The sequence below is a fragment of the Rhodococcus sp. P3_B8 genome (assembly GCF_056402775.1).
In genome coordinates, this window is sequence record NZ_JBFUGT010000210.1 from 1 (window position 1) to 11,264 (window position 11,264).

Genomic DNA, 11,264 nt, shown 5'->3' on the forward strand with positions numbered 1-11,264 from the left:
CCAGTGCGCCGACACCATGAGGATGGCCTTCGGCCGCGGCAGGTCACCTGCCCACTTCGCCAGCTGCGACACCCACAGTTCGCTGTCGACCAGCGGAGGCGCACCATGACTGAGGAACAGTGCGGGCATCGTGGCGGTCATCGCGACTCCTTCGGATCCGAGATCCAACATCGACAGCCAATGTTGAACCTTCAAGTTACTATAGGAGTCAACCGATGGGCGCGGCAACTATTCCCCGGACACGATCCGGCCCGCGACGTGCTAACTATGTTGAACACGCTGCACGCGTGGATCGACGTACGGATGGAGGACACCACTGATGAGTGGGAACGACGAGGGCAAGCCCGCAGAACCCGGCACCCGATGGCTCGACGCAGAGCAGCAGGAGGCCTGGCTCACCCTCATCGCCCTGGTCACCCGGCTCCCCGCCGCACTGGACACCCAGCTCCAACGCGACTCGGCACTCACCCACTTCGAGTATTTCGTCCTCGCCTCGCTGTCCGGCGAAGCCAACCGGCGCCTCCAGCTGTCCCTGCTCGCCCAGCGCGCCAACGCGTCACTGTCCCGGCTGTCGCACGTCATCACCAAGATGGAAAAAGCCGGCTGGGTGCGCCGCGAGAGCATCCGCGGCAGCCGGGGCTCCGACGCCGTCCTCACGGACGAAGGCATGGCCAAAGTAGTCGAGGCCGCACCCCCGCACGTCGAATCCGTTCGCTCACTGATCTTCGACGGACTGTCCGCCGAACAGGTCCGTCAGCTGTCCGAACTGTCCGGCGCCATGCTCACCCAACTCGACAAGAGCATCGCGTCAGGCACCGGCAGAGCCTGACTCACCCCAGCGGCGTCCCGCCGACACCCCAGCTGTCGCGCGGGACCTCGGTGATCGTCACCCACACCTTCGCGGGATCCTTGCCCGTCGCGTCGGCGTAGGCCTTGGTGACGGCCTCGATCGTGGCGCGCTTCTGCTCGGCGGTGAGCCCGGGGGTCTGGCTGATCTGAATGAGTGGCATGGCGAACATTCTGCCCGAGTGCCGGTGCGCTACTCCGCAGTGAGCAGCACGTCGGTGTCGAAGCAGGTGTGCGTGCCCGTGTGGCACGCCGCCCCCTCCTGGTCGACGACGAGCAGCACGGTGTCGCCGTCGCAGTCGAGCCGCACCTCGTGGACGTACTGCGTGTGACCCGACGTCTCGCCCTTCACCCAGTACTGCTGACGGGACCGGGAGTAGTACGTGCCCTTGCGGGTGTCGAGGGTGCGCGCGAGGGCCTCGTCGTCCATCCACGCCACCATCAGGACGTCGCCCGTCGACCGTTCCTGCGCGACAGCACTGAACAGTCCCGCCTCGTTGCGCTTGAGCCGTGACGCGATGGCGGGGTCGAGACTCATCGGACGGTGATCCCTTCTTCACGCATGGACTTCTTCACGTCGCCGATCGTCATGTCGCCGAAGTGGAAGACACTGGCCGCCAGGACAGCGTCCGCGCCGGCGCCGACCGCGGGTGCGAAGTGCTCGACGGCGCCCGCTCCCCCGCTGGCGATCACCGGCACGTGCACGGCGGCGCGCACCGCCCGGATCATGGGCAGGTCGAAACCGGCCTTCGTGCCGTCGGCGTCCATCGAGTTGAGCAGGATCTCCCCGACACCCAGTTCGGCGCCGCGGACCGCCCACTCGACCGCGTCGATACCGGTGCCGCGCTTGCCGCCGTGCGTCGTGACCTCCCACCCCGACGGGGTGTCGGGCTGACCCTGCGGCACGGTCCGCGCATCGACCGACAGCACGATGCACTGGGAGCCGAAGCGTTCGCTGAGTTCGCGGAGCAACTCGGGCCGGGCGATCGCGGCGGTGTTGACGCTGACCTTGTCGGCACCGGCGCGCAGCAACCGGTCGACGTCCTCGACGGTGCGGACACCGCCGCCGACCGTGAGCGGGATGAAGACCTGCTCCGCCGTCCGGCTCACCACGTCGAGCATGGTGCCCCGGTCCGCGGTGGACGCGGTGACGTCGAGGAACGTGAGCTCGTCGGCTCCCTGGGCATCGTATGCGGCGGCCAGCTCGACGGGGTCACCCGCGTCCCGCAGGTTCTCGAAGTTGACGCCCTTGACGACGCGTCCGGCATCGACGTCCAGACACGGGATCACTCGAACCGCCAGAGTCATTGCGTACGCCCTCCTGAAGGCTCGGAACGAGGATCACCCAGTGATCCGAGGATATCGAGAATTTCGCCGTGCACTCCGGGCGCTCCGGCGAGCACCGAGTCGGACGTCACGGTCCAGGGCTTGCCGCCGAGATCCGTCACCACACCACCCGCAGCGCGCACCAGCGCGACGCCGGCAGCGTTGTCCCACGCATTGTGGCCGAACACCACCGCGCCACCGAGTATTCCGGCCGCGGTGAACGCGAGGTCGACGCCGGTGGATCCGTGGATCCGGATCCGGGAGGACACCCGGCTGAGCTGCGCGAGGACCTGCAGCCGGTACGCGCCGGGGATGCGCCCGCGACTGTCGATGTTCAGTGCGCCCAAGCCCACGATCGACGACGCCAGCGACGTGCGACCGAGCGCAGGCAGGGGCGTGCCCCCTTCGAGCAGCGGACCGTCCGCGACGGCCGCATACCGGCGCCCGACGAGCGGCAGCCATGTGAGACCGAGAACGGGAACCCCGTCGTCGAGCAGCGCGAGCAGCGTGCCCGCCGTGGGCAGACCGGCCGAATAGTTGAACGTGCCATCGATCGGGTCGAGCACCCACACGGGTCCGCTGCCGAGGTCGGGGCCGCCGAACTCCTCGCCGTGCACGTCGATGCCGGTCCGGTCGCGCAGTTCGCCGGTCAGCCGCTTCTCGAGTTCGAGGTCGACGGCGGTCGCGAAGTCGTCGGGACCCTTGTGGACGGCGCTGGGCGCACCCACGCCCGAGACGAACCGGTTGTGCACGCCGTCGAGCAGCTCACTGGCGACGGCGAGGAGCTCCCGGGGATCACGGGACAGGGCCATGGCGGGAACTCAGCCCGAGACCGCGGCGAGCGCCTCGGGGAGGGTGAACCGCCCCGCGTACAGCGCCTTGCCGACAATGGATCCCTCGACCCCCTGATCGACGAGCCCGGCGATCGCCCGGAGGTCGTCGATGGTGGACACGCCGCCCGAGGCCACCACGGGAGCGTCGGTGGCCGCGCAGACCTGCGCGAGGAGTTCGAGATTGGGGCCGGTGAGGGTGCCGTCCTTGCTGACGTCGGTGACGACGTACCGGGAGCAGCCGTCCTTGTCGAGCCGGGCGAGCGTCTCCCACAGGTTTCCGCCCTCGGTGACCCAGCCGCGACCGCGGAGCTGGTATTCACCGTCGACGAGGCGCACGTCGAGACCGACGGCGATCTTCTCGCCGTACTTGGCGATGGCGCGGGCACACCACTCGGGGTTCTCGATGGCGGCGGTACCGAGGTTGACGCGGCCGCAGCCCGTGGCCAGTGCGGCCTCGAGCGACGCGTCGTCGCGGATCCCACCGGACAGTTCCACCTGGACGTCGAGCTCGCCCACCACGTCGGCGAGGAGTTCACGGTTCGAGCCGCGACCGAACGCGGCGTCGAGGTCGACGATATGCACCCACTCGGCACCGTCGTTCTGCCATGCGAGGGCGGCATCACGAGGCGAGCCGTATCCGGTCTCGCTTCCTGCCTCCCCCTGGACGAGGCGAACAGCTTCACCGTTGACGACATCTACAGCAGGCAAAAGGACCAGGCTCACGTGCGACAACCCTAGTCGCTCAGCGGTCGGAACCCGGCTCCGGGTCCTCGGGATCGGGACCGTACGCGTTGCGGGTCATGCGTTTCGACACGAAGCCCATGGCCGCGATCGCACCTGCGACACCGAGCAGTCCGACGATCAGCCCGAGGACGGGGCCCGGTTTCACCACCAGAATGATGGCGGTGGCGAGTACCAGCACCGCGGTGGCCGCGCCCATCGCGTACACGGCGAGCCTGCCGATCGACAGGTCGCCGCGCCCGTCCCCGGGCTCGGTCACAGACTGCGAACCCAGTTCCGGAGCAGCTCCGCGCCCGCGTCACCGGACTTCTCGGGGTGGAACTGGGTGGCGGACAGCGCGCCGTTCTCGACGGCGGCGAGGAACTTGCCGCCGTGGTCGGCCCACGTCAGGGCGGGGGGCRCCAGCCGCTCCGGTGTCGGCATGTCCCAGGACTGGGCCGCGTACGAGTGGACGAAGTAGAACCGGGTGTCGGGATCGATGCCGGCGAACAGCGTGCTGTTGTCGGGGGCCTCGACCGTGTTCCATCCCATGTGCGGCAGCACGTCGGCCTGGAGCCGTTCGACGGTGCCGGGCCATTCGCCGCAGCCTTCCGCCTCGACGCCGAACTCGACTCCGCGTTCGAAGAGGATCTGCATGCCGACGCAGATCCCGAGGACCGGCCGTCCACCGGCCAGACGCTGACCGATGATCCGCTCCCCGCGGACCGCACGCAGTCCCTCCATGCAGGCGGCGAAGGCGCCGACGCCGGGAACGACCAGACCGTCGGCCGCGAGTGCGACCTTGTGATCGGATGTGACCTCGACGCGCGCGCCGGTCCGGGCCAGAGCGCGGGTGGCCGAATGCAGGTTGCCGGAGCCGTAATCGAGGACGGCAATCGTGGAGACGGTCATGACACAACCTTATCCGGCGGCTGCACGACGCCCGAGGGCGCGGCCGACGATCATCCCGGCGGCCGGGACCACCGCGACGGCCGTCGCCGCGACCGCGAACACCCAGGAGTACCCGGCCGCCGACGCGACAGCTCCGAGCGCCAGGGAACCGAAACCGGTTCCGGCGTCGAACCCGATGTTCCATCCGGCGCTCGCCGAGCCGAATCGGGCCGGTCCCGCGGCGGTGAAGATCATGACGAGGGATTCGTTCTGCACCGCCCCGAATCCGAATCCGAAGGCCAGGGCCGCGCACACCAGCAGCGGCACCGGCGCACTCGTCGCCGCCGCGACGGCGAACAGCACCAGACCGAGGCATACGAACGTCAGGGCGGGAACCAGGGCGCGGCCCACCCCCAGCCGGTCGGAGAACGATCCCGCGGCGTATCGCCCGATCAGCGTCGCACCGCTCGAGACGGCGAGGGTCACCCCGGCGAGCGAGGCCCGCTCCGAGATCGCGATGGGCAGCAGGCTGGACAGGCCGCCGAACGCGGCCGCGGAGATCGCGATCGCGAGCCACGGCGTGAGTAGGACGGCGAGCGGGATGCGGCCCTGCGACGTGCGATCCGCGGGGGCGTGGATCGCGGGGAGGCGCGTGATCGCGAGCACCGCGAAGGCGGGAATGAGGGCGCCGATCACGAAGACGGGGGTCGCGGACCAGTGCTGCATGATCGCGAGCCCCGCGGGCAGCCCGACCATCTGCGCGGCGGCCACCGCGATTCCCTGCGCACCCGTCGCCCGGCCGAGCACCTCGCGGGGAACGAGTTCGGCGACCAGCGCACTACTGGCGACGGTGAGCATGCCGAAGCCCGATCCCCGGACGGCAGACACGGCCAGCACCGGGATCGCCTCGGTCGACAGGAGGAGGAGCAGCGACGGCGGCCCGAGCAGCATGCAGCCGGCGGCGAGCACCCAGCGATGCCCCCACCTGCGCAGGAGCCGGGGCACACCGAGTTGGGTGATCACGGTCGCGGCCATGAACACGGCCGTCACGCTGCCGGCGAGCGTGTCGGAGCCACCGGACAGCGAGACGATCAGCGGCACCACGGGCAGCAGCACCGCCCAGCCGCCGAACGCCGCCGCGCCCATCACCATCGCGGCGGGCATGCCGCGGGTGCGGAGCAGGCCGCGGCGCGGCTCCACTGCGACGGGCACTACATCAACCTGAGAACGCCTGCCACGGCTGCCAGCACCGCCAGTGCCAGCAGCACGCCCGAGGCCAGTTTGTTGAACTTCCACATGGAGTACGCCCCGCCCGCCGCGATCCCCGCGGCGATGAACAGGACGTAGACGAGGACGACACTCACGAATGCGCCCGGATCACAGGCTGCCCTTGGTGGACGGCACACCCGTGACGCGGGGATCCGGTTCGATCGCCTCGCGTAGTGCGCGGGCGACGGCCTTGAACTCGGCCTCGGTGATGTGGTGCTGATCGCGTCCGTAGAGCACCCGCACGTGCAGGGCGATTCGCGCGTTGAGCGCGATCGACTCGAACACGTGCCGGTTGATCACCGTCGCGTACGGCACGCCCGGGTAGCCGCCGATGACGGCGTGCAGCAGGTGTTCGGGTTCGCCGGTGTGGACGCAGTACGGACGACCGGACACGTCGACCGATGCGTGGGCGAGCGTCTCGTCCATGGGGATGAACGCGTCACCGAACCGGCGGATGCCCTTCTTGTCGCCGAGCGCCTGACCGAGCGCCTGGCCGAGCACGATCGACGTGTCCTCCACCGTGTGGTGCGCCTCGATCTCGATGTCGCCCTTCGCGTGGACGGTGAGGTCGAAACTCGCGTGGGAGCCGAGCGCGGTCAGCATGTGATCGAAGAACGGGACCCCGGTGGAGACGTCGACGATGCCGGTGCCGTCGAGGTTCAGTTCGACGGTGATGCTGGATTCCTTGGTGGTGCGCTCCACGCGGGCGATGCGGTCGGTCATCCTCGGTCTCCTGAGCTGGTGAGTTCGGTGGCGGCGATCTCGTCGCTCGCCACGATGAAGGCGTCGTTCTCGGAGGCCAGACCGACGGTGGCGCGCAGGTACCCGGGGATGCCGACGTCCCGGATGAGCACTCCGCGGTCGAGGTAGGCCTGCCAGGCGTGGGCACTGTCGGTGAACTCACCGAACAGGATGAAGTTCGCGTCGCTGGGGATGACGCTAAACCCCGCGTCCTCCAATGCCTTCGACACCCGCACCCGCTCCGTGGCGAGCGCGTGCACGCTGGCGAGCGTCTCGTTCGCGTGCCGAAGCGCCGCGCGGGCAGCGGCCTGCGTGACCACCGACAGGTGATACGGCAGCCGGACCAGGAGCAGCGCCTCGATGAATGCCGGTGCGGCCGCGAGGTATCCGAGCCGGCCACCGGCGAACGCGAACGCCTTGCTCATCGTCCGCGACACCACCAGCTTCGACGGGTACTCGTCGATCAACGTCAGAGCGCTGGGCGCGTCGGAGAATTCGGCGTACGCCTCGTCGACGATCACGATGCCCGGTGCGGCGTCGAGGACCCGGCGCAGTTCCGCGATGCCGACGCTGTGCCCGGTCGGGTTGTTGGGACTGGTGACGAACACGACGTCGGGCCTGCGCTCGGTGATCGCCGCGGTCGCGGCGTCCACGTCGAGCGCGAAGTCGGCGCGCCGGAAGATCGGCAGCCACTCGGTCTCGGTGCCGTCCGCGATGATCGGGTGCATCGAATACGACGGCACGAAGCCCATCGCGCTGCGACCGGGACCGCCGAACGCCTGCAGCAGCTGCTGCAGGATCTCGTTGGACCCGTTGGCCGCCCACACGTTGTCGACCGTCACCGGCACCCCCGTCTGGCGGACGAGGTACGCGGCGAGGTCGGTGCGCAGTGCCACCGCATCACGATCCGGGTAGCGGTGCAGTTCCCGCGCGGCCTCCCGCACGGACTCGGCGACGTCGTCGACGAGCGCCTTCGTGGGCGGGTGCGGGTTCTCGTTGGTGTTCAGCTGAACCGGGACGGTCAGCTGCGGCGCCCCGTACGCCGACTTGCCACGCAGATTCTCCCGGATCGGCAGGGCGTCCACCCCGATCGACGAACCCGGCACATTCGCCGCGGTCACCGCAGCGCCTCGAACCGCAGCCGCACGGCCTCACCGTGCGCGGGCAGGTCCTCGGCGTTCGCGAGGGTGATGACGTGGCCGGAGACCTCCTTCAGCGCCGATTCGGAGTAGTCGACCACGTGGATGCCGCGCAGGAACGTCTGCACGCTCAGACCCGAGGAGTGCCGGGCGCAGCCCGCGGTGGGCAGGACGTGGTTGGACCCGGCGCAGTAGTCGCCGAGGCTGACCGGCGCCCACGGGCCGACGAACACCGCGCCCGCACTGGTCACTTTCGCGGCGACGGCGGTGGCGTTCTCGGTCTGGATCTCGAGGTGCTCGGCGGCGTATGCGTTGACCACCCGCAGCCCGGCCTCGACGTCGGAGACCAGGACGGTGCCCGACTGCGTGCCGGACAGCGCGGCGGTGACGCGCTCCTTGTGCTTGGTGATCTCGAGCTGCGCGGCCAGCGCCGTGTCGACGGCGTCGGCGAGTTCGACGCTGGATGTGACGAGCACGCTCGCGGCCATCACGTCGTGCTCGGCCTGGCTGATCATGTCCGCGGCGACGTGCACCGGGTCGGCCGTGTGGTCGGCGAGGATCGCGATCTCGGTGGGGCCCGCCTCGGCGTCGATGCCGACGAGTCCGCGGCAGAGGCGCTTGGCGGCGGTGACGTAGATGTTGCCGGGGCCGGTGATGAGGTCGACGGGGGCGAGTTCGGCGCCGTTCGTGTCGCTGCCGCCGTAGGTGAGGAGGGCGACGGCCTGACCGCCGCCGACGGCCCACACCTCGTCGACGCCGAGCAGGGCGGCCGCGGCGAGGATCGTCGGGTGCGGCAGACCACCGAACTCGGACTGCGGCGGCGACGCCACCACGAGGGACCGGACACCGGCGGCCTGCGCCGGGACCACGTTCATCACGACGCTGGACGGGTAGACGGCGTTGCCGCCGGGGACGTACAGCCCGACGCGGTCGACGGGCACCCACCGTTCGGTGACGGTGCCGCCCGGGACGACCTCGGTGGTGGTGTCGGTGCGGCGCTGGTCGGCGTGGACCTTGCGGGTGCGTTCGATCGCGACCTCGAGGGCGGCGCGGACGGCCGGATCGAGTTCGCCGAGCGCGCGGTCCAACTCGGACTGCGGCACTCGCACCTGCGCGGGACGGACGCCGTCGAACTTCTCGCTGAACTCGAGCGCTGCGTCGGCGCCGCGCTCCCGGACCGCCTCGACGACGGGGCGAACCTGATGCAGGACCGCGTCCACATCCACTCCACCTCGAGGAAGTGCGGCGCGAAGTTCGGCCGTGGAAGGGGTACGACCACGAAGGTCGGTGCGGGCGAGCATGAGAGGTCCTCTCTGCGACTGTCGGGACACGGTGTCTCGGGCGAGCGGACTGTTCGCGGAGAACAGGGCTCGACACCGATTATCCAGGATAGGCGCACCCCATTTTCACCGGTCGGCGGCCGACCGGGTTTCCGCCGGCACCGGTGCCGGCTCGTCCCACGCCGGGGCGGGCTGGATCAGGGAGTGGATGAACCGCATCTTCTCCAGCACCGCGGCCGGAAGCACGAACGGATACAGGTCGTGGTGGCCCATCGACCTGTTCATCTGGTTGAGCGCCCACGACAGCGGCAGCCACCAGTCGATGATCTGGTCGAACCCCACGTCACCACTGAGTTCACTGCTCGTCGTCGCTCCGGCGGGCGCCATCGCGAAGGCTGCCGCCGTGTCGAGGGCATCGCGGATGTGCAGGTAGTGCGCGAAGGTCTCCGCCCAGTCCTCGGCGGGGTGCATCGTGGCGTAGGACGACACATAGAGTCGGCCCCAGCCCTTCGGCGCGCCCTCGCGGTAGTGGCGTTTCAGCGCGGCCTGGTAGTCCTGGTCCGGATCCCCGAACAGTTCCTCGAACCGGGCGCGCTCGGCGTCGCCCCGGATCAGCATCACCTGGTAGTAGTGCCCGATCTCGTGCCGGAAATGGCCGACGAGCGTGCGATAGGGCTCGTCCATCTCGACGCGCAGCTGTTCCCGGTGCGCGTCGTCGCCCTCGGCCAGGTCGAGGGTGATCACCCCGCCGGCGTGCCCGGTCACCACCCGGGTCCGTGCGCTCGACAGCAGGTCGAAGGCCAGCCCGGTGCCCGGGTCCTCGAACTTGGGGACGATCGGGAGACCGAGCTCGTCGAGTTCGAGAACGACCCGCCTCTTGTTGGTCTCGGCGGTCGCGAACGCGGCCATGCCCTCGTCGTCACCGTCCGCGGGACGCGTCCGCGTCAACCGGCACGACGTGCACAGGCTCTGGACGTCGTCGTTCCGGACGAGCCAGTTGCACTTCGCCGTGCCGGTATTCGCGCACCGCACCCAGGTTTCGCCGTCCACCTCCGCCCGGTCGGCGCCGTCGAGGACGACGATGGACCGGCTCGGCAGGTGGAATCCCAGGGCGCTGTCACATTTCAGGCAGAGACTGTTCTCGAACGACAGTCGTTGGCCGCATTTTCGACACATGAAGCTACGCACTGGTGTTCCCTCGGCTCGTCCCGCCCGCGTCCGAGAACGCAGGCGGGTGCCACGCTGGTGTGCGCGTCTCCTCGGAGGGTACCGCCGAGCCGGGGCGCCGAACCCGAGGGCCTAGAGGCGGGTGGAGTGCAGGAACCTCCTCGCCAGGTTTTCCTCGGTGGAGGCGCCGGGGGTCCACTCGGTGATCCACGGACCGGTGCCTTCGCTGGGGTCGACCACTCCCCGCTCCAGCCACGCAYATCGTCCCTCGAGGATCGAGTGCGCGACCTGCTTGTCCACGTCGTCGGTGTTGTGCCACAGACCGTCGAACAGTTTCTCGACCCGCAGCGCCGACTGCCGGCAGAACACGTCGGCGAGTTCGTAGGCGGCCGCACCCTCGGCCTCGTTCTCCTCGCGCTGCATCTCCGCCTTGACGCACGTGGCGGACATCGCGAACAGTTCGGCGCCGATGTCCACGACCCGGCCGAGGAAGCCCTGCTGCTTCTCCAGCGCCGCCTGCCACCGGGCCATCCCGTAGAACGTGGAGCGGGCCAGCTTGCGGGAGTGCCGTTCGACGAACCGCAGGTGCTTGGCCAGGACGCCGAATTCGCTGTATGACGTCGGCACCTGCCCCTTGCCTGCCACGAGTTGCGGCAGCCACTTCGCATAGAAACCGCTCGCCTTGGCGGCCGCGCGGGCCTTCGCACCGGTGTCGGCGTGCGGGTCCGCGAGATCGCCCGCCGCCGTGAGGTGCGCGTCCACCGCCTCGCGCGCGACCAGCAGCCGCATGATCTCGCTCGAGCCCTCGAAGATCCGGTTGATGCGCAGGTCGCGGTCCAGCTGCTCCACCGGCACCGCGCGTTCACCGCGGGCGGCCAGCGACGCCGCCGTCTCGTACCCGCGACCGCCGCGGACCTGGATCAGCTCGTCGGAGATGACGCAGGCCATCTCGGACGACCACAACTTGGCGAGCGCCGCCTCGATCCGGATGTCGTTGCGACCCTCGTCGTTCATCTGCGCCGACAGGTCCACCACGGCCTCGAGGGCATAGG

15 protein-coding genes and 1 pseudogene are annotated in these 11,264 nt (G+C 69.7%); 1 reads left to right on the forward strand and 15 read right to left on the reverse strand.

From position 1 onward, the window contains the following. Window positions 1-141, reverse strand: a pseudogene (locus tag AC1D1G_RS33605) (dioxygenase); the annotation flags it as partial. Window positions 142-319: 178 nt separating this feature from the next. On the opposite strand from AC1D1G_RS33605, the gene AC1D1G_RS33610 reads away from it, so the two are divergent. After that, on the forward strand, window positions 320-829 hold the full coding sequence (locus AC1D1G_RS33610) for a MarR family winged helix-turn-helix transcriptional regulator (RefSeq protein ID WP_105413693.1): 510 nt from the start codon (window positions 320-322) through the stop codon (window positions 827-829). A 1-nt stretch (window position 830) separates the two neighbouring features. On the opposite strand, the gene AC1D1G_RS33615 is transcribed toward AC1D1G_RS33610, so the two are convergent. The 14 genes from AC1D1G_RS33615 to AC1D1G_RS33680 all read right to left on the reverse strand — a co-directional run. Next, window positions 831-1,010, reverse strand: a complete 180-nt coding sequence (locus tag AC1D1G_RS33615; protein WP_005247502.1) for a tautomerase family protein — start codon at window positions 1,008-1,010, stop codon at window positions 831-833. Window positions 1,011-1,039: 29 nt separating this feature from the next. After that, window positions 1,040-1,384: a phosphoribosyl-AMP cyclohydrolase gene (gene hisI, locus AC1D1G_RS33620; RefSeq protein WP_061044217.1), complete on the reverse strand. Its 345-nt coding sequence runs from the start codon at window positions 1,382-1,384 to the stop codon at window positions 1,040-1,042. After that, on the reverse strand, window positions 1,381-2,154 hold the full coding sequence (hisF, locus tag AC1D1G_RS33625) for an imidazole glycerol phosphate synthase subunit HisF (protein ID WP_005247506.1): 774 nt from the start codon (window positions 2,152-2,154) through the stop codon (window positions 1,381-1,383). Before hisF ends, hisI begins: the two co-directional genes overlap by 4 nt. Further along, window positions 2,151-2,984: an inositol monophosphatase family protein gene (locus AC1D1G_RS33630; protein WP_280782513.1), complete on the reverse strand. Its 834-nt coding sequence runs from the start codon at window positions 2,982-2,984 to the stop codon at window positions 2,151-2,153. Before AC1D1G_RS33630 ends, hisF begins: the two co-directional genes overlap by 4 nt. A gap of 9 nt (window positions 2,985-2,993) precedes the next feature. After that, window positions 2,994-3,728, reverse strand: coding sequence for a bifunctional 1-(5-phosphoribosyl)-5-((5-phosphoribosylamino)methylideneamino)imidazole-4-carboxamide isomerase/phosphoribosylanthranilate isomerase PriA (priA, locus tag AC1D1G_RS33635; protein WP_005247511.1), 735 nt, complete (start codon window positions 3,726-3,728; stop codon window positions 2,994-2,996). Window positions 3,729-3,747: 19 nt separating this feature from the next. Further along, window positions 3,748-4,005, reverse strand: a complete 258-nt coding sequence (locus tag AC1D1G_RS33640) for a membrane protein (protein WP_009473676.1) — start codon at window positions 4,003-4,005, stop codon at window positions 3,748-3,750. After that, window positions 4,002-4,637, reverse strand: coding sequence for an imidazole glycerol phosphate synthase subunit HisH (gene hisH, locus AC1D1G_RS33645; protein ID WP_477955451.1), 636 nt, complete (start codon window positions 4,635-4,637; stop codon window positions 4,002-4,004). Before hisH ends, AC1D1G_RS33640 begins: the two co-directional genes overlap by 4 nt. Before the next feature lie 9 nt (window positions 4,638-4,646). Next, window positions 4,647-5,828 (reverse strand): MFS transporter, encoded by a 1,182-nt coding sequence (locus AC1D1G_RS33650; RefSeq protein ID WP_477955452.1) that lies wholly within the window; start codon window positions 5,826-5,828, stop codon window positions 4,647-4,649. After that, window positions 5,828-5,980 (reverse strand): hypothetical protein, encoded by a 153-nt coding sequence (locus AC1D1G_RS33655; RefSeq protein WP_007297398.1) that lies wholly within the window; start codon window positions 5,978-5,980, stop codon window positions 5,828-5,830. The genes AC1D1G_RS33650 and AC1D1G_RS33655 overlap by 1 nt, the downstream gene beginning before the upstream one ends. 13 nt (window positions 5,981-5,993) lie before the next feature. After that, window positions 5,994-6,608, reverse strand: a complete 615-nt coding sequence (hisB, locus tag AC1D1G_RS33660; protein WP_477955454.1) for an imidazoleglycerol-phosphate dehydratase HisB — start codon at window positions 6,606-6,608, stop codon at window positions 5,994-5,996. Then, window positions 6,605-7,747, reverse strand: a complete 1,143-nt coding sequence (locus tag AC1D1G_RS33665) for a histidinol-phosphate transaminase (RefSeq protein ID WP_283334302.1) — start codon at window positions 7,745-7,747, stop codon at window positions 6,605-6,607. The genes hisB and AC1D1G_RS33665 overlap by 4 nt, the downstream gene beginning before the upstream one ends. Continuing rightward, window positions 7,744-9,066 (reverse strand): histidinol dehydrogenase, encoded by a 1,323-nt coding sequence (gene hisD, locus AC1D1G_RS33670; RefSeq protein WP_005247527.1) that lies wholly within the window; start codon window positions 9,064-9,066, stop codon window positions 7,744-7,746. The genes AC1D1G_RS33665 and hisD overlap by 4 nt, the downstream gene beginning before the upstream one ends. 105 nt (window positions 9,067-9,171) lie before the next feature. Further along, the gene (locus AC1D1G_RS33675) at window positions 9,172-10,233 is read right to left on the reverse strand and encodes a zinc-binding metallopeptidase family protein (RefSeq protein WP_477955457.1); all 1,062 of its coding nucleotides are present in this window, start codon (window positions 10,231-10,233) and stop codon (window positions 9,172-9,174) included. Between the two features lie 111 nt (window positions 10,234-10,344). Next, on the reverse strand, window positions 10,345-11,264 hold a 920-nt coding region (locus tag AC1D1G_RS33680; RefSeq protein WP_477955458.1), incomplete at its 5' end, for an acyl-CoA dehydrogenase family protein.